Annotated in this window: 18 protein-coding genes; 6 read left to right on the top strand and 12 right to left on the bottom strand. The window is 39.9% G+C overall.

Translation table 11 applies throughout. The features are described from left to right. Positions 1-5: 5 nt before the first annotated feature. Together ubiE and rmuC are read right to left on the bottom strand one after the other, a co-directional pair. The gene (gene ubiE / locus VIB_RS00260) at positions 6-788 is read right to left on the bottom strand and encodes a bifunctional demethylmenaquinone methyltransferase/2-methoxy-6-polyprenyl-1,4-benzoquinol methylase UbiE (protein ID WP_004393896.1); all 783 of its coding nucleotides are present in this window, start codon (positions 786-788) and stop codon (positions 6-8) included. 48 nt (positions 789-836) lie between these two features. After that, positions 837-2,369, bottom strand: coding sequence for a DNA recombination protein RmuC (gene rmuC / locus VIB_RS00255; protein WP_004393895.1), 1,533 nt, complete (start codon positions 2,367-2,369; stop codon positions 837-839). Positions 2,370-2,550: 181 nt separating this feature from the next. On the opposite strand from rmuC, the gene VIB_RS00250 reads away from it, so the two are divergent. The 3 genes from VIB_RS00250 (at position 2,551) to VIB_RS00240 (ending at position 6,024) form a co-directional block, all read left to right on the top strand. Beyond that, positions 2,551-3,459: a DMT family transporter gene (locus VIB_RS00250; RefSeq protein ID WP_004393894.1), complete on the top strand. Its 909-nt coding sequence runs from the start codon at positions 2,551-2,553 to the stop codon at positions 3,457-3,459. A 457-nt stretch (positions 3,460-3,916) separates the two neighbouring features. Continuing rightward, positions 3,917-4,846 (top strand): serine/threonine protein kinase, encoded by a 930-nt coding sequence (locus tag VIB_RS00245; RefSeq protein WP_004393893.1) that lies wholly within the window; start codon positions 3,917-3,919, stop codon positions 4,844-4,846. Further along, entirely contained in the window at positions 4,837-6,024 is a 1,188-nt protein-coding gene (locus tag VIB_RS00240; protein ID WP_004393892.1) for a hypothetical protein, read from the top strand. The genes VIB_RS00245 and VIB_RS00240 overlap by 10 nt, the downstream gene beginning before the upstream one ends. A 37-nt stretch (positions 6,025-6,061) precedes the next feature. Here the strand turns inward: VIB_RS00240 and VIB_RS00235 are convergent, their stop codons facing one another. Then, on the bottom strand, positions 6,062-6,736 hold the full coding sequence (locus tag VIB_RS00235) for a hypothetical protein (protein ID WP_040903575.1): 675 nt from the start codon (positions 6,734-6,736) through the stop codon (positions 6,062-6,064). A gap of 82 nt (positions 6,737-6,818) precedes the next feature. Between VIB_RS00235 and VIB_RS00230 the strand changes: the two genes are divergently transcribed. Next, entirely contained in the window at positions 6,819-7,574 is a 756-nt protein-coding gene (locus VIB_RS00230) for a metallophosphoesterase (RefSeq protein WP_004393888.1), read from the top strand. Between the two features lie 55 nt (positions 7,575-7,629). On the opposite strand, the gene VIB_RS00225 is transcribed toward VIB_RS00230, so the two are convergent. From VIB_RS00225 to ftnA, 8 genes are all read right to left on the bottom strand, one after another. Then, positions 7,630-8,700 (bottom strand): hypothetical protein, encoded by a 1,071-nt coding sequence (locus VIB_RS00225; RefSeq protein ID WP_004393886.1) that lies wholly within the window; start codon positions 8,698-8,700, stop codon positions 7,630-7,632. Positions 8,701-8,765: 65 nt separating this feature from the next. Then, positions 8,766-10,343: a TnsD family Tn7-like transposition protein gene (locus VIB_RS00220; protein WP_004393883.1), complete on the bottom strand. Its 1,578-nt coding sequence runs from the start codon at positions 10,341-10,343 to the stop codon at positions 8,766-8,768. Between the two features lie 28 nt (positions 10,344-10,371). Then, positions 10,372-11,787 carry an ATP-binding protein gene (locus VIB_RS00215; protein ID WP_004393881.1) on the bottom strand — a complete coding sequence of 472 codons (1,416 nt, stop codon included), beginning with the start codon at positions 11,785-11,787 and terminating at the stop codon, positions 10,372-10,374. Next, complete coding sequence (locus tag VIB_RS00210; protein WP_004393880.1) at positions 11,777-13,924, bottom strand: DDE-type integrase/transposase/recombinase; 2,148 nt, start codon at positions 13,922-13,924, stop codon at positions 11,777-11,779. Before VIB_RS00210 ends, VIB_RS00215 begins: the two co-directional genes overlap by 11 nt. After that, positions 13,911-14,741 carry a TnsA endonuclease N-terminal domain-containing protein gene (locus tag VIB_RS00205; protein ID WP_004393879.1) on the bottom strand — a complete coding sequence of 277 codons (831 nt, stop codon included), beginning with the start codon at positions 14,739-14,741 and terminating at the stop codon, positions 13,911-13,913. The genes VIB_RS00210 and VIB_RS00205 overlap by 14 nt, the downstream gene beginning before the upstream one ends. Positions 14,742-14,873: 132 nt before the next feature. Next, a complete protein-coding gene (locus VIB_RS00200; protein ID WP_004393877.1) occupies positions 14,874-16,061 on the bottom strand; it encodes a BaiN/RdsA family NAD(P)/FAD-dependent oxidoreductase in 1,188 nt (395 codons plus the stop codon). A gap of 99 nt (positions 16,062-16,160) precedes the next feature. Next, positions 16,161-16,484 (bottom strand): universal stress protein UspB, encoded by a 324-nt coding sequence (gene uspB / locus VIB_RS00195; protein WP_040903572.1) that lies wholly within the window; start codon positions 16,482-16,484, stop codon positions 16,161-16,163. Positions 16,485-16,564: 80 nt separating this feature from the next. Beyond that, entirely contained in the window at positions 16,565-17,092 is a 528-nt protein-coding gene (gene ftnA / locus VIB_RS00190) for a non-heme ferritin (RefSeq protein ID WP_040903570.1), read from the bottom strand. A gap of 163 nt (positions 17,093-17,255) precedes the next feature. Here ftnA and uspA point away from each other — a divergent pair, with 163 nt between their 5' ends. Further along, positions 17,256-17,681: a universal stress protein UspA gene (uspA, locus tag VIB_RS00185; protein ID WP_004393869.1), complete on the top strand. Its 426-nt coding sequence runs from the start codon at positions 17,256-17,258 to the stop codon at positions 17,679-17,681. 55 nt (positions 17,682-17,736) lie between these two features. Next, positions 17,737-18,624: a DMT family transporter gene (locus VIB_RS00180; protein ID WP_004393867.1), complete on the top strand. Its 888-nt coding sequence runs from the start codon at positions 17,737-17,739 to the stop codon at positions 18,622-18,624. Positions 18,625-18,697: 73 nt separating this feature from the next. Here VIB_RS00180 and VIB_RS00175 read toward each other — a convergent pair whose 3' ends face one another. Next, on the bottom strand, positions 18,698-19,087 hold the full coding sequence (locus VIB_RS00175; RefSeq protein ID WP_004393864.1) for a hypothetical protein: 390 nt from the start codon (positions 19,085-19,087) through the stop codon (positions 18,698-18,700). Positions 19,088-19,107 lie beyond the last annotated feature (20 nt).

Here is a 19,107-nt window from a genome sequence, read left to right as displayed (position 1 = left end):
ACCCCTTAGAATTTGTAACCACGGTGTAAAGCGACAATACCGCCAGTGAGGTTATAGTAAGTGGTTTGTTCAAAGCCTGCGCGCTCCATCATGCCTTTTAACGTCTCTTGATCGGGATGCATGCGAATCGATTCAGCCAGATAACGATAACTTTCTGCATCATTAGCAATCAACTGGCCCATTTTCGGCAGCAGATGAAACGAGTAGGCATCGTATATTTTGGAGAGTGGTTCAAGGACAGGTTTAGAGAATTCGAGCACGAGTAAACGACCACCCGGTTTTAATACTCGATACATCGAGCGTAGCGCTTGATCTTTATCGGTCACATTACGCAAACAAAAACTGATCGTGATGCAGTCAAAGTAGTTATCGGGAAACGGCAATTCTTCAGCATTAGCTTGCACATAGTGCACATTACCGACAATGCCTCGATCGCGCAGCTTATCACGGCCCACATTGAGCATTGAATTATTAATGTCCGCTAAGATCACATGGCCTTTTTCACCGACAATACGCGAAAACTTGGCGGTTAAATCCCCCGTACCACCGCCGAGATCAAGAATTTTCTGTCCAGGACGCGCACCCGCACAATCAATCGTAAAACGCTTCCATAAGCGATGAATACCACCAGACATCATGTCATTCATGATGTCGTATTTGGCAGCGACAGAATGAAATACTTGCGCCACTTTGGTGACTTTTTCGTCTTTGGCGACGGTAGTAAAACCGAAATGGGTGGTTTCTTGATTGTCTACTGTTGTATTGGTTTGCACGCTGATATCCGTCATTGTTATTCCTCTTGGGCAGTCTTACACCTAAACTGCAACTGCGGACGATTAGTTTACTTTATCCTCAGTGGGATGTCTTTCTAGTAAAGGCGCAAAATCAGGATCCGATTCACGCTGCGCTTGTTCAACCAACTCACTCGCTATCGAACGTTTAATCTCCACCCCAAGCTGCTTAAAACTTTCCGCTTGACGTATCGCATTACCGCGCCCTGTCGCCAGTTTATTCATCGCCGATTGATAGCTCTGATTAGCGCGATCCAGTGCACCGCCTAAACCTTGCATATCTTCTACGAACAAACGCAGCTTATCGTACAATTTACTGGCTCGTTCTGCGATCTCTTGCGCATTTTGATTTTGACGTTCATAACGCCAGAGGTTATCAATGGTACGTAGCGCTACTAATAAAGTGGTTGGGCTAACTAAGATAATATTTTGCTCAAGGGCATCTTTGACTAGGCTTGGATCGGCTTGAATCGCCACCTGAAAGGCCGGTTCGACCGGAATGAACATCAGCACATAATCTAAACTGTGTAGCCCTTTCAACTGGTGATAATCTTTTTGACTCAAGCCTTTCAGGTGATTACGTAGCGCCGCTAAGTGATCATGCAGAGCGCGATCGCGTTCACTATCGGTCTCAGCATTAAAGTAGCGCTCGTAAGCCACCAGTGCCATTTTTGAATCAATCACCACTTGTTTGTCGCGTGGTAAATGGACGATCACATCCGGTTGATAGCGTTTCCCCGCGGCATTTTGTAAGCTGACTTGGGTGTGATATTCATGCCCTTCGCGCAAACCTGATTCTGCCAATACCCGAGCGAGAACCACTTCACCCCAATTGCCCTGTTGTTTATTATCCCCTTTTAACGCTTGGGTGAGGTTAAGCGCTTCTTTGGCCATTTGCTCATTCAATTGCTGTAAATTACGCAGCTCATGTACTAAAGTATGCCGCTCTTTCGCTTCTTGGTTAAAACTGTCATTGACCTGTTTTTTAAACCCTTCGAGCTGCTCTTTCAGTGGATTAAGCAGCCCAGCTAAACTCTGTTGGTTTTGCGCATCAACTTTGGCAGTTTTGTGTTCAAAGACCTGATTAGCCAGTTGCTCAAATTGCTGCTTTAAACGCTCTTCAGCTCGCTCAAGCAATTGCAGCTTATCTTGACTGGCCGCGAGTTGCTGCTCATGTCGGGCTTGCTGCTCATGGAGTTGCACTTCCAATTGAGTTTTGAGATCGCGCATCTGGTTCAATTGCTCAGCATAAGCCAAACGCTCTTGTTTGATCGCTTCAAAATGACGCAATTTTTCCATCACCGCCATCATCTTGCCATGAGCTTGTTTTAACTCAAATTCCGCTTTATCACGCTGCTGATCAAGCTCATCTAACTCTTGCTGAGCTTGTTGTAACGACTGTTCTAACTGCGTCGTTTGCTGCTGATGCCAACGTGCCTCACTCGCCAATTGCTGCTCTAGTAGTTGCAGTGAGAACTGCATTTTCTGCTTTACCCACCAGCCAGTGGCGATACCCGCAACGCCTGCAGCAGAGAGCGCCGCCAACCAGGTGGCTGCCTGTTCAATGATCCATTGCATATCAAGCACTTCATCAATTATCACTTTAATTAAAAATGGTATGGTGATACTGGATAAATGTCCAGTTTACTGACTGGTTTTTCCACCGTAGATTAGCACTTTGCACAAAGTAACCACACAATGACGTGTCACAGTGCGAGCTGCCAATCAAGGTCGCTAACCATTAGCAAGGAGTAGAAGCATGAATGAGCGCCGAGCGCTTGGACTGGCGTTATCCGCCGTGTTACTTTGGTCAACGGTCGCGACCGCGTTCAAACTCACCTTAGCCGAGCTGACCCCAATTCAAATGCTGACCATGGCGAGCATCGTCTCGGCCTGTACCTTAGCCATCATTTGTGGCCTACAAGGTAAACTGGCACAGCTTCTCCCGACCTTTATCGCCAATCCGTTTTACTATTGCTTGCTCGGTTTGATTAATCCGCTCGCCTATTATTTATTGCTCTTTAAAGCCTACGCTTTACTGCCCGCCTCTCAAGCACAAGCGATTAACTACAGTTGGGCGATTACACTCACGTTAATGGCTGCGCTATTTCTAGGCCAAACGATCCGCAAGCAAGATTGGCTCGCCTGCGTCGCAAGTTATTTTGGCGTACTGGTGATTGCCACTCAAGGCAACTTACTGGAATTACAATTTGAAAGCCCACTTGGCGTCACTCTGGCTTTATGCTCAACGTTATTATGGGCAGGATATTGGATTTTAAATACCAAGAACCAAGCGGATCCGGTGGTTGGCCTACTGCTCGGCTTTCTGGTTGCTATTCCCTGCGCGATGGGTTTAAGCCTTTATGAGGGAGCATCATGGCTAACTATTTCGTGGCAAGGCTGGCTGGCGGTGAGCTATGTTGGCTTATTTGAGATGGGAATTACCTTTGTGCTCTGGCTGAGCGCTTTGAAAAGTACTCAAAATACCGCGCGGATCAGTAATCTTATTTTTGCCTCGCCATTTATCTCTTTGATTTTATTGGCGACCATTATCGGTGAGCGCATTCATCCCACCACCATTATCGGTTTAGTGTTTATTATTAGCGGATTAGTGATTCAGCAAATGAAATTCTCAGCCCGCACTAAGCCAAGGAAAGCACGGCCATAAAACCCACCAGCGCAGCGGGTCAGGTGTTTGTGAAGAGACAATAAAGTTTGCCCGTAAGCGCTGAATGTGGCAATACGGTTTGCCCGTAGCACTCTATCGCCAAAACTTTAAAAGTTCAGAGAAATAATAAATTAGTTGTAAAGTTTTACATCAGACAAGTTTCGCTTTACAGAAGTAATCTATTAGCTAAATGAGTAAGTCCGTGTTTAAGAATATACTCTAATGAATGAAATAAGTAACAGACAACACAAGAAATACCACATCTGATTTTAAGACTACCCAAGCGTGGCGAAAGAAATAAAGTAGCCCTAGCATCTCCCTAAAATGACAAACATCAACTTCTTTCAAATTTATCTGATTCTCCAAGACTAGAACTGACTAATTATCTTGAGATAAACCTAGACATGTATGATCATGAGTGCATGTAATACATCGCACATATCAAAGGGAGATAGATTTGTTAGAAGATTCACAATCATTACGCCTCTTTATAGCGGAGATCTTACCAAGCTTCAGAATTGACGACGTTGTAAAAAAGAAGTCTGGACAAAGAGTCGTATACTTTGGAATGGTTGATAAACCATCTGATGAACTACCAGTTGATTCCCATCAATGGGGAGAAGTGGTACTAAAAATCTCTGAAATGAACACACGAGCAGCAATCGCGTACGTTCAAAAAGAAACAGAAATATTGTCACAGCTAAACAGCACCTCCTATCCAAAATCACTCTATAGCGAAGTCGTAACTCATGACCCATTCACCGAGGAAGCTCTCTCCCCACTAATTTACATCAGTATAGAAGAGAAAATCAAAGGTGTCCCTCTTACTGAGATTATTCATAATTACAACACAAACTCAAAAGTTATCGACTTCCTTCTTCAGTGTACCAATGCCTTAAAAAGCTTGTGGCTCCACCCTCAAAAGCTCGTTCATAGAGATCTAAAACCAGATAACATTCTTATAAAAAACGACAATAGCATATCCATCATTGATCTTGGTCTATTAAGGGAACAAGGTGGTAAAGGCGTGACAAATAGCTTCGCAGCTTTTGGACCTTGTACTCCAGCGTATGGTAGCCCGGAACAAATCCTCAACGAAAAACGAAATATCTCCTTCAAAAGTGACATGTTTTCACTAGGAATCATTGCTTATGAAATGCTTTCTGGGTGCAACCCATTTATTGAACCTGAAGGAAGTAATTTGATAGATGAGATTTTTGAACGAGTATGCTCACATAATCCAGCACACTTATCAACAAAAGGTATTCCACTAAAACTAGCTAATACCATTGAAAAAATGATTAGCAAAGAACCGTATAAAAGGCATAGAACACCTCAACTTTTGATTGACGAACTATTAGATATAAAGGAGAAATCATGGCCATAAACTTACTACATCAAGCAGGACACAATTCCAATTGGAATAGAGAGTCTTTCACAAAAGACAATGTTGGAGATGGCATCATTTACAGCCCAGTTCATGATAATTTTAATAGAATTAATAGTTTCAACAAAAAATTAAAGGCTACATCTATTTTTGACCCTCAATTCTACTTACCAAACTCCGCAAAGCCCAAATTTAAAACTTATAATTTCTTTCCGAACACTATTATGAATGAGCACCTAGGTAGCGGGTTTTCAACGGTTGATTATTCAATAGTAGCTCTAGAATCAGCAAGAAGGTGTGTGAAATTTCAACTGGAACAAGGTTTTGGAAAGTTAATTATTCCAACAAGAGCATTCGAACACTTTGACCCTAATTACATAGAAAGTCAATCTGAATCTTTTGTGAATCCATTCCTTACTGCCATGAAAGAGAATAATGCAATTGGAAAAAAAGAAATCTTTCTTACAGTTCCAATCACATCACACATGCTTAATATTGATGGGTATAAAAATAATATCCTTAACTGGATAACGAGTTATCCAGAAATTGATGGAATATATCTCATCTGCCAACATGATAGAAAAACAAAACAAATTATTGACACTTCATTTCTTGTGAATTACATGAAAATAATTAAATCAACATGTGATGCAGGATTAAAAGTAATTGTTGGGTATACGAATACTGAATCGTTGTTGTATTCATTATGTGGTGAGATATCTCTAACTGTGGGTGCATTTGAAAACACAAGGATATTTTCATTAGATAAATTTGTCGTATCTGATGAAGGAAAGCGAGGACCAAAGCCAAGAATCTATATACCAAAACTAATGAACTGGATTCTTTTTGAAGAAGCTAAACTAATTAAAGAATATGATGGAAATTTATGGAAAGATATCTATACAGAAACAAAATATTCAAAAGATGCGTTCTCAAAAACAAAAGATCCTGCATTTAATACACCTACACTGTATAAGCACTACTTTATAACATTCAGTGAACAAATAACTAGTTTAAGCAAGCTTACGATAGACCAAAGAAATCTAACCATCAATAATTGGCTAGATAATGCCAACAACTATTATGGAAGAATTAATGACATATTAATTCTTGACAATCACAGCTCAGAAAAACATGTCCTTCCATGGAAGAATTCGATTAAATTATTTAATAAATAAAAGAAAATAACAGGCCATTGTTATTGCAATGGCTGTTTCAATTAATTATTCTTTGAGCCAAAATAGTATTAGCTTTCCAATAAGCGATCTCTGATTTATGGATGTCCCTTCTAGGCTTAAAAAACACTTCATAACAGGTATCTGTAGAAAATGTCGCTAAACCAATATTAAACTTTTTAAAAACATCTATATTTTCTAATGCTGGTTTTACATTTTTTCTATCGAGTAAAACCCAAGATTCATGAGAAAAAGTCTTATACCGACTAGCCTGCCAAAGAGCACGTTTCCAATTTTTCAATTTAGCTTCTATAGCAACTATCTTGTTACTTACAGGTTTAGGTTGCTTTACCTTAACAAAAATATTATCTTTTTTTTCTACACAATAACCCGCATCAACAAATTGCTTTAATGCCACTTTTGCAGCTTGTATTGATGCACCAGAGATCTCAACAATATCCTCCAGAGAGAAATTTTTTCTGTAAGGCAATGATTTTAAGGTATAAGCCCAACTTGGATTGATCTGGGATAAGTTATACACCTCGACATCTCGATACTTAAAAAGTACAGCATCAGCGATCCCAAACCCACAGTCAAACTCTAGCTCTAACTTTAAATTCCTTGATCCGTTTGACAAAATAAGCTCTTCAAAGCCTTTGACTAGCTCGAATTCACTTTCAAACGGCTCTGTATGATTAATGTTCGCTATGTTCATCGTGGCATTTAAGTTATTGACGAAAATTGTATGTGTTCTATTATAGTGGATACATAAGAAAATTACTACGGAATTGTTAAAAATGAATAAAACAAACAAGTCATATAATATAAATATGTATAACTTTTTTAATAGAAATCATTTAGGGAATGACTATTTTGTTGGTGACATCCATGGGGAATATGAATTACTAATCTTACTTTTAAGTCATATTAATTTTGACATCAAAAAAGATAGATTGTTTTCTGTTGGAGACTTATGTGATAGAGGCCCAAAATCAATAGAGTGCATTGAGCTAGCAAAAAGAAATTGGTTTTTCCCTGTTATAGGTAATCATGAGTCATTCATTCTAGATTTTAATAATGAAAATATTTATGCCAAAAAAAATTGGATCATGAATGGCGGAAGTTGGTGGTTTGACTTAGGAGAAGATAAACAACAAGAGTTAAAAAATATAATTAATGAAAACTTTACTCTCTCTCTTGAAGTAAAAACCAAATTTGGTAATGTAGGGTTAGTCCATTCTTATTACCCATATTTAAAATGGCCTATAACAAAAATAGAAACAAGCCAAATAGACACTAAAAAAATATTATGGAACAGACACTTAGATCAAAGAAAAATAGCTGAACTAGACTTATTAATTACTGGTCACACACCTCTAAACATACCTAATTACAATGGATTTAACCTAAATATCGACACCGGAAGCGGGCATCAACCAAGTGACAAAATTTATAAACCATCATTAACAATTTGTACCTTAAGTGATAGTGAATTCAATTTTTTCTCAGCTTGTTGTGGAGATATTTCCGAGCACACACTGAAAGTAAAATAAAATTTAACCATTAACACTTTGACTCTTTCTAGAATTACATTCTTCGCATTGACAACTACTTAATCAAGAATTCTACAGGACTCCATGGCAAAGAATTGCAATGATTGAATTTATACCCTTGTGCACTCATAATTTTGACTAGTGAAGATGAATCCAAAATAAAATTTTGGCAAACATTGAACTCATCAATCTCTTGGTAATTATCTTGACTAACAAGGCATTCATGGGAATTATGGCACTTATCACAGCTAAAATTATTGGGAACCATAATCATTTCATAAATTTGTCCTCTAAATCCTATTGGTTGACAAATAATCCTCATATTTTCTAGGAGGTAACCTGATAAAATATCAATATCGTCACTGAAAGATTTAACAAATATTTCCCATTGTCCTAGGCTAAAGGCTCGCCGACTTCCCTCTTTATATGCATCTTGCAATGCTCCAGCTAGAACAAGCCAATCAACCTCATTGTATTCAGGTGTAATAGCTTCAAGTTCAAAAGCGGATTCACGAATAAACCAGCCAAAGTCATTGAGAGTGCAAAGTGTTGGCTTGACAGGAAAAATAACACCTTGTCCCACTCTTTCTATGGGGTATTCAATCGTATTAGCATCGGTAAAGTCACCAACGAATCGACCTCTCAGAATACTATTTATTTGTGCTATGGCATTGGTTCTACCTTGAACCTCTAACCGAGTTAAAGGAGATGAATGCTTTTCACAAAAAACACTCGAAATCCAATCTCGATGAAAGTACCCAAAGCCAAAAACAGCGATATATTCTTTAATACATTTCTGACAAAATCTAATCGACATTTTGCGCGATAACTGACCGTGATACTTTCGACCATAAAAAGTTTTGTCTAGATCTCCATAAAGCCAATTATAAGTATAAACCAGTGAATCATTCTCAATTCTAATCATGCCACTTTGAAAAAGCTTAGTAATTAGAAAATCGTCCGGTATACCATCAAACAAAAAACTAATTTCTTTGGGTATACAAGGAGCTTTATACCAACAACCATCAGAAGAAATGAGACCACTGTACGAGCTAGCCTCCAGCCCCCACAGTGCGAGTCTCCTAAATATAAAACTATGTAGTGATTCATCTTGTAAGTAATCCATTTAACTACAACCTCAAAGCTAGACAATCAACCCACTTGTATAAAACAATAAATCTGAAAAATTACTTAACGTAATTTAAAAACGTAAAAATCATAATAAGCCTTTAGTGTTAATGGTAATTTATTTTTTTTAGATGTAAGCCAACCGTGAGCACCCAACATCTTATCGAGTTCTGTTCGAGAAAGAATTCTCTCTGACCTCTCCAGAATTGAAGTTACCTTCTGCGACAGTAGGGCATCTCTTTCCTTCCAATTAACTCTATCTACATGCTGAGTTTTTCTAGCTTCAGGAAGAAACTTTTCCAGCCAATTAGGACAATGTGAATATAACCAGAAAAATGCGGCTCCACATGATTCTTTGATTTGTTGCCGGTTTGAATCAGGATGAGACTGGAGGTATCTTAATATTTGACATTGATGGCGTCGTCTTAAAGAATCAGATTTACACTTTTTCCTCCATTCAACTAACTTATCTGTAGTCGATATGATCTGCTCAACGCTACCAGATGAGATATCCATGCATTTAGCGATAGCTGTGCGATTAAAACCTTTGTATGCCATTTTTACAATTTTTTCTTTAACTTCCATTGTTAATTTTTTTGGTTTCAGGTTTACATGAATAGCGTACTTGAGTGCAACAGACTTTACGTAGCATCTGCTTTTACCTATTTCTCGACTAACTTGCGCCATAGACAAACCACGTAACAGTAGATTACAACAACGAGTTTCTATATCGATATAAAGATTTTCACTTATATTAAAGGTTGTATAATCCTGCTTACTATACGTAGAGGGAATAATCTTATTTAGGAAAAACTCCATCAACAGGTGTTTAAACGGATGAACTGTATACATTCCATCTATTAATGAGGAGATATACCTAAAGTCTTGTCGAGACTTTGTACTTAAAGGGTGATTTTTCGGCAGAATTTTATCTGTTAATTCATGAAGATCAGCCATCAATTTGATGCGTTTGACTCTTCTAGATCGAGTCAAAATCCCTTTATCTACAAACAAAGATTTATATTTTACAATCTCAGGCTTGCGTAAATGGCTTTCTTGAATAAATCGTAACTTACTCTCTGCAAATTGAGCAAACTGTAATGCAACTATTCCACATTCGTAGAAATTATCTTTTGGCGTTGGCAATAACATGTCCCTAATATGCTCTCTCTCACTAAAGACATAATGTGAAAGCCAGACTCCATGAATGAAACAAGCTTCAACACCAGGCATTTGATGAGCACAATGCCAATAAGAGACACCAAAATTGCGTATATCATCACAGGCACACAACGGACAAAATTTTACAGACAGTGTTTCTGATTCTCTGAAAGTTGAAATTTGACAAGCCCGAATCAGTTGATTAGTCCTAATTGAGTAGTCCAAAATAATCTCTCGATACTTAGGAAAATAATATCCGAATAATGGCCTTAGCGTTTGTATCTGGCTTAACTCATGAGCCGACTCACTAGTAAATCTACTTATAGACATGAGATCTGCTGTAAGATAAGGATGAATTACAGCACGGCGCTCACCTACCAATTTAATTAGGAACTGATCTTTACGAAGGCCAGATGATGACAGATAACGGACAATACGACTAAATAGAGTTTCATCTGGCAACACATTAGGCAATTGCATAAAATCCCTCTCATAACTAGATGTTTCATCAGCAAAATAATTCTGAGAGTGGATTACTAAGGATCACACCTTTCATCTTTAAAAATGAAATTGGATTACCAGTTTCGCCAGCCTGTTGAAATAGGTCTGGTTCATCTATCTTACTTGCTAAATCAATTTCATTTAGAAGTCTTATAATTTTATTAGCGAACTCAGGATGCTGAGGCTTCGTTATATCTCCCGTTTTATCCACCATTGAACTTACAGAACTTGGTATCGTTCTACGCTCTCTACCTTGCGGTAACACAACGCTTCTTTTTAAGCTTACAACTTCTTCTGTTTGTCGCGATAGTCCACATGCAATAGCATTACCAATCTCAAGTGTCTGGACTGTAATTCGTTCATCTACACTGCCTATAACCAATCTCTGTGCTTCTCTGTATGTTCTACTCGCCATATCAATATTCCCAACAGAGAGCCGATGTAGGGCGACACTCAACTCATCCGTAAGTTCTGTATAAATATTCGTCCACTGGTAATTCCATAATTGGTTGATAAATGCATTCCAAGACAAACTATCTCTAGAAAGAACTGACATGGTTTTATGGTAACCACTTTCTGCTCGTCGAGCTGCTTTTAGCTCTTTAGTTAAACTTTCATCGAAAGGAGGGTTGGCTACGAAAAAAAGAGGAACCCCCAGCTTGTTTACTAATCTGTGTAAAAAGCGAAGTAGGTTATTCTCACCACCAGTTCGCTTAAACTGCAAGTTTTGCATTTCATCAATCACAAGCATTCCGAGAAAACTAGCTTTGATATTTTGTTCTAACTGTCTTACTAATGCGCCAATTGTCGCTGCTGGCTTAGTTTTCATTCGGTCTAGAGCAATATCTAATGCCCCAAGAATCTCTTCACATAAATCTCTAACACTTGAGTTACTTGGGCAATCAACTTTAATCCAAACTACTTGCTTTTTAAATTCCAACGGTTTCCCATAATAATCATCATGTTCAATCACATTCGGAAAATAATTTAACACTTGTTCTAACATGCAAGTTTTACCAACTCCGCTTTCTCCAATTAGAGTTAATCCTTCTCCTTTGGGAGAGAAATAACCTGTCCTTGGTTCAATTTCTGGCTGCTCGTCTATAGGATAATGCAAATATTGGGCAGTAGTTGGGCTAAATGGATTTTTCGATGAATAGCCTTTTTTTAAAGCCCTTTCTATCGCTCTAAAACAGTCCATATAATCAACCAATGGTTGCCTTAATTCATCAATACGATTTAAGTATTCATCTCTAACTAAAGGATCAGGATCTTCTGCGATATGTTCAGAATAATCAGGGTAGTTACTTAATTCTTCTAATATTTCTTCCCAAGATCTTTTCGGCCTCAGAGCTTCAATTAATGGATTTCCTTGATGCTCAGGAAGTATTGCTGCGTTATATATGGCTTTTTCAATAATCATGATTTTTCCCTTTAACGCTCTTCCTTTCCCTTCCTTTCGGTAACACTACCACTGTATTTACGTTTTTAGCTGGTTCAGGGGGAGAACTTGACAATGGGCCAGAATGCTCTTCAGATATAATATTCGTAGTAGCATAAAGCTCATCTCTACGACGTTGACGTACATTCCTCGTTCTTTCTATGAAAGTTGATTTGTTTGAATTTTTACTGCGCTTTTTAGCTTCGAGAGTAAGTTGGTTTTGCGCCTTGTGATCTTCAATAGAAGCAATACTTATTGGAGATGTTTCTTTTTGAGAATCTAGCCAATCTTGGACAAAGTCAGCCTCTACCATAAATTTATTAGCAAACATTCTGCTTCTGGGTAAAAGTTCACATCTGGTAAACCCTTTATTCTTATCTAGTCTGATGTATATATAGTTTGTCGTATTCTCATCAACTCTAACTTCAAGACGCCACTGTCCTGACGTTCTTGCGATTGAAGCTAGATTCCTTTCTTCAACCTCAGGACAAGAATAATATAATCCATTGTAAAATATACCACTACGAGTCACGCTTGCTTCGGAAGGAGGCAGTAAACGTGCAATAATCTCATCGTGATTAGCTGTTCTTAAATCGTGCCGATGCTTAGCAATATGAATTTTCCAGTAGTTTAGAGGAGTTGGTGGAAGATCATGATTGATTAATAATGGGCTAGAAAAAGCGAGATTACTCAATATAGTACGATTGTGAGCTAATACGGTTTTTATGATCTCAATTGTGACTTCTTTCAAAGTATAGATTGCATCTTTTCTCGGGTCTCTATGCCCCCGAATTACTTGCCCACCTTTAGTCGTACCCAATAAATGGTGTAAAACTTCATTATTAAGAATATTAAATCGTTGCTCGACAACACCTTTACAGTCGGGTCGATATGGCGGGGTAAAAGATAATTGTGTCATAGGAGATAAAGCCTCATTAGGTTTGATCCCTATCATTTCGCCATTATCACAAACTAATTCTTTAGGTATATGGGCGCAAGGCCATTCTGAATCATCAATATCAATACCAAACTCTTTGCAGTAATCAGATTTAGGCAGGAAACTATTAGTTAACGCTTGTCGCGCCGCTCTCCACGATGCATGGTAAAGAGAAACATGCATTCCTACGATCATGCGACTGGCTCGATCAACAACAATGTAAATCGTAGGTCGACCAAGCACAAATTGAGAACCCAATTCAGATACAATATGAATATCAGCTACTGTGGCGTCAATTTCAAAGTAAGTACCGGGTAAGAAGCTATCTTGGGTAACCCCTTTAAGAATTTGGCGCTTGTTTCTAAGATAATCGCCTTCTGAAGACCTTCTTCTAACAATCTCATCCTCAGTAAGCAATTTTTTACTCCAATACGAAAACTGCTTTTTTGACGGTAATATCGGTGCTCTAGCATTTGCTTCTGCCAAACGAATCTCATTTTCATAACTATCTTTTAAAAGATTTCTGTAAGTTTTTACTAAGGATATCCCTGACTCCTTAAGATAGTATTTTTTTAGTGCTTTCATGAAATTGCATTTATCAATGTCAGAAACAATAAATTTATCAGCTCTTCCAAGAGCTAATGTTCTTGTTCTTTTTGGAGCTCCTAACGGCTTATCTGACGGTATACGATCAACTCCAAATCCACCACTATGCGCGAATGCAGGAATAAGAGCCATTTTAGTTTGACCATAACGCCAGTATCGGGTCAGTAGACGCGCAATAGTTTTTCTATCAACATCAACCTTGTTAGCATATTCGGACAATTGAGGGACCCGCTTCTTCGTTGCATAATCGAATATAAAAAGTTTATCGGAGATAAGTCCACTAACTAATTGATAATTTTTGTCTCGACGTACCGCATGCTCTTCTGAAACCGCATCTTCTGCTATCAGTAAGTAATCTGGCAACTGAAATCTCGAGGGTTTTAGCTTGTTTGATTTAACGAGCTCTATAAAATTGGCTATTGATATCGCTAAGGGGCGAACAGTTGAAGAGTTGTTATCCAGAGTGAAAAGAATTACTGTCTCAGCATTAAGCAGCACATCTAAAATTCGATAGGCGCCAGCTAGTAGATCTTCGCATCCTGCAGACTCCCATACACTGTTTCTAGGAAGCTCCATTTACTATACCTCGTTGTTGGATTAGTTGGATTTCCTCAATCCCGAGTATCCCAGATTCAGCAATGTTGTAAGATAAATCAACTTCAATATATTTCTCAGCAATCAAAAAACGTATCAGCAGTGATGAATCATCGTGAGATGCAATGCCTGTAGCAATAAAGCTATTACAGACATCATCGATGAAACACTGGCCTCGTTTTAGTATTGAAAGCGCATATTCAATTTGCTCATTTGAGAAATGGTAAGAGATTTCCCTAAATGCTGCCGTAGCCCACGAGATGTTACGACTCTGAGTTCGAGTTAAGTCATTGCCTACATAATAGCTAAATTTGACCCCCAATAATTCCCAACAAACTCTTTCGATATCTATTTTTTCTAGAACTCGTTGTTTGTCGGATTCGCTCTCCGGTTTGACAGATACAGCGTGATATGACAGGTTTTCTCGATTTTTAATTGTCAGTAACTGATCTGTCGTTATGATGATGGGCTCTCTTGATACTGGATGCGTAGGATGCTTTACACCAAGGGTTTTAGCTACTTTTTGTGTATAACCTAGAGGAAGGATAGGAAATTGTTCTCGTATGTCTGTTACTGAATCTGTAAACTCTGCTAAATAGAAAAAATCACTCTCAATAGAAGACAACATGTGGTGAATGCGTTGTGTTTTTATGCCTTGGATTAATGACCGAGTACCATTTGATTTGACGTCCTGAATCCTAAGCCAAGGCTTGTAGTCCCTCCCTGAACCAAGACCATATTTATTTTTAAGAGCACGTTGGTAATCTTGTAAAGAATCCAGCTTTCGTCCTCGCGCCATAGCATATCCAAGTAATTCATTATGAATATAACGTATCGTTGAAATGCCATATGGGCAAATTTTATTGTCTCAAAATCTCCTTACGGGCAATCTTTTTTGCTTGTGGGCAAACTTTTTTGTCTCTGCACAGTGTTACACCCATTGACCCGCAACATAGCCGCTTGACCAAGCCCATTGGAAATTATACCCACCGAGCCAGCCTGTCACGTCCATCACTTCACCGATAAAAAATAGGCCGGGTACGGTTTTACACTCCATGGTCTTAGAAGACAGCCAGTCGGTATCCACCCCACCTAAGGTAACTTCAGCAGTGCGATAACCTTCCGTTCCATTAGGGACAATTTGCCACTCTTGCAACACTTGCGCCGTTTGTTTGAGTGCGCTGGGGGGTAACTGCTTCATCGGTTTATCGACCAATAAACCACGCTCAATGAGCACTTCAACCAAGCGCTTAGGTAATAAACGCGACAAAGTGGTTTTTAACGTTTGATTAGGGTGTTGTTCACGGGCCTCGGCTAAGGCATCATCGACATCCACATTGGGCAATAAATTAATCGTCAACGTTTGCCCAGGCTGCCAATAAGAGGAAATTTGCAGCACCGCCGGCCCTGATAGGCCGCGATGAGTAAATAATAATGCTTCTTTAAAACTGGTGCCACAGGGAGCGTGGATCTCAACCGGCAGCGCAATACCCGACAGCTCAGCCAAGGCTTCTTTATCGGCAACATGCAGGGTAAATGGCACCAGCCCAGCACAAGTCGGTAATACGGGAATCGCAAATTGCTCCGCCACTTTATAGCCAAACGGGGTAGCCCCTAATTTAGGCATTGACAATCCTCCAGTGGCAATCACCAGCGATTGACACTGCCAAGTACCTTGTGAGGTTTGCAGTACAAAGCCGTCCTCGGTTTGACTAATGGTTTGGATATCAACTTGATAGCGCTGCTTCAGCGTTGGCTGATCGCACTCGGCCAGTAATAGGTTAACAATCTCTTTCGCTGAATCGACACAAAACAGCTGGCCATGTTCACGCTCTTCAAATTCAACCCCATGTTTACTGACCAGTGAGATAAAATCCCAGTTGCTGTACTGGGATAACGCTGATTTTACGAAATGTGGATTACGGCACAAGTAGTTCGCTGCCGAGACATCGTAATTGGTAAAATTACATCGCCCGCCACCGGAAATTAAAATTTTCCGGCCCGGTTTTTTAGCGTGATCCATCACCAATACTTGACGACCACGCTGCGCCGCTTGCGCCGCGCACATTAACCCAGCGGCACCAGCACCAATGACAATCACGTCTACTTGTTCACTCATCCACTACTCTCACGCGAATAAAAAAAGGATGTGCGACCAGCACATCCTTACTAGGGTGACTATTCTAACGATAAACGTCTGGCTTGCCAATCCATCCCCTTAGAGAACAAAAGCCGCCAATGAGGTCACCATAACTAAAGCGCAGCACAACACAAAGAGCTCTCTTACTCGGGAACATTTTCCGGTAAAGACGGGATCATGATGGTGGTGATACTCTTTGCTCTTCAGGTAATGATACAAACGTACTTGCTTGGTCACGTTACCTTGAGTACTAAAGAATCCTCGTCCGTCCACTTGTTGGTACAACAATGGATGAGCTTCACGCATGATATAAATGAGCGAACGTAACGCCGTTAAGTACCTAGCGATATTAATGCCCGTCACTATCATGAGCCCAAGTAAAATAGTATCTCCACTGATCATCTTTTCCTCCCTACATCTCATGTAAGCATGCCCAGAAAAAAAGACGACCACTTGCGCTTCAGTTTTTCTTTTTGCTGAGGTTACTCAGCAGGGGCACCCATTACCGACGATGAGCTTGCTTTGGCTAATGCTGCTAGATCTTTATCGATAAAGAACAACGCTTTTCCATCTTCGCCGACCAGTTCTAGCTTGTCTAAAATCCCTTTAAACAACTTCTCTTCTTCATGTTGCTCCGCCACATACCACTGAAGGAAGTTAAACGTTGAGTAATCTTGTGCGGTAAACGCAACATGAGCCAGTTTGTTGATCTTTTGGGTAATCATCTGTTCGTGTTCATAAGTTTCACGAAACACTTCCCCTAAGCTGGCAAAATCATGTTTCGGTGCAGCAATCGCACCAAGGATTGGCATTGCGCCAGTTTCACTCACGTAAGTGAACAGACGCTGCATATGCTGCATTTCTTCTACGGCATGAACCCGTAAAAATTCAGCGGCACCTTCAAATCCTTTGTCTTCGCACCAAGCACTCATTTGTAAGTATAGATTGGATGAAAAAAATTCGAGATTAATTTGCTCATTCAAATGATCAATCATGGCAGGTGAAAGCATTGATGACTCCTAATGGTTTGGTCTATGACTCTGATCACTATACCATGATCCCGCTTTATTGCGCTTTTACCATTACGAGTGACGATAGATATGAGATCACTTTAGCAAAAATGTCTGGCTCAAAGTGCTAACCTAATCATGTCATCAGCAAGGAGAGAGCATAATGAGTTATCAACATATTTTGGTTGCGGTCGATCTGTCGGAAGACAGCAAACTCTTGATCGATAAAGCCGTGGCACTGGCCAAGCCGCTGAATGCGGAGATCTCTTTTATTCATATCGATGTCAATTATGCTGAACTGTATACGGGATTGATTGATATTAACTTAGCGGAAACTCAGCACCACTCGATGGAAACAGCACAAAAACAGTTACAAGAATTGGCTACTTACGCCAATTACCCGATTAAGCACACCTTAGTCGGTAGTGGCGATTTGAGTAATGAGCTGTGTGATACCATTGGTGAGTTCAATATTGATCTCGTGGTGTGTGGTCATCATCAAGACTTCTGGAGTAAGATCCTCTCCTCCACTCGTCAGCTGATCAACTGCTCACCCGTGGACATGTTGGTAGTACCACTCAACGACTGACGAGCCTTAAAAACTCCGCTACACTGCAGACACGTTTTATCCATGATTACATCTTATGCTTTACTTATCTGCGGTGACCCTACTTTGGGCCTTCTCATTCAGCTTGATTGGCGTTTATCTTGCCGGTCAAGTCGACGCTTGGTTTTCCGTTTGGATGCGAGTGGCCCTTGCTAGTCTTGTTTTTTTACCTTTTTTAAAAATCAAACAGGTGCCATGGCCTCTGATCGCCAAGTTAATGGCGATTGGTGGCATTCAACTAGGTTTAATGTACTGCTTTTACTACCAGTCCTTTTTATTACTTTCTGTCCCTGAAGTACTGCTGTTTACCATCTTTACTCCGATTTATGTCACGCTCATTTATGACGGGTTGAAAGGACGCTTCTCTCCTTGGTATTTATTAACCGCCGCGATTGCCGTGCTCGGTACGGCATTTATTCAATTCTCAGGGATCAATGAACATTTTTTAAGTGGCTTTTTAGTCGTGCAAGGGGCCAACCTATGTTTTGCACTGGGCCAAGTTGGCTATAAATATGTCATGGAAAAAGAGCCCGTTCAGTTATCACAACATACAGTATTTGGTTATTTTTATCTCGGCGCGTTGGTGGTAGCAAGCGTAGCTTTCTTACTCTTAGGAAATACGGAGAAACTCCCCACCAACACATTGCAGTGGAGTGTCCTGATTTATCTTGGTCTTATCGCTTCAGGGCTTGGCTATTTTGCTTGGAACAAAGGTGCTTGTCTGGTGAATGCTGGTGCATTAGCGATCATGAATAACGCGTTAGTGCCCGCAGGATTAGTGGTGAATATCGTGATTTGGAACCGAGAGGCGGATCTGTTGCGCTTATCGGTGGGCGGCGCGATTATTTTGCTGTCATTATGGGTAAACGAAACTTGGGTGAAACGTCGTGTCGCGACACAATATGCGACCACTCTCAGCAAATAAACCGCAAAAAGCGCAGAGCAAACCTGTCAGTCTGCGCTAATCAATACGGCGGGAAACCTGCCAGATAGAAGGTTTAATGAACTTGAGCCAGATGAAGCGATGGATTAGCTGGATGAACCGATAACTGAGCAAATTTTGCGTTTATGGCATGTTGTTTTTTGAGTAATTTACGCTGCTTTTTTAATACTTTGGCTAATTTTTTCTGATATTTTTTCTGCTTTTTCAGCGTTTTTTTATTCGGTGTTAAAACCGTATTTTCAACCTGACCGGATACCGACGCCGCTACGGTTTGACTCTGCTTAACCGTTTTTAGTAATGGCTGTGGCTTGCACAAAGCCCCTTTTTCAGCAGAGCTACGAGCGCACGAACCACAAACGTAATTGGTTTGCGCCACTAAACGATGAATGTCTCCCAGTGAAGCACGAATATCATGACGATTTAATTTACATAAGCGCTTTACCATAAGAAACACAACTCCGACTA

The sequence above is a fragment of the Vibrio metschnikovii CIP 69.14 genome, from assembly GCF_000176155.1.
In the GTDB taxonomy this organism is placed as follows: domain Bacteria; phylum Pseudomonadota; class Gammaproteobacteria; order Enterobacterales; family Vibrionaceae; genus Vibrio; species Vibrio metschnikovii.
This window is presented reverse-complemented; position numbering and strand designations above follow the sequence as displayed.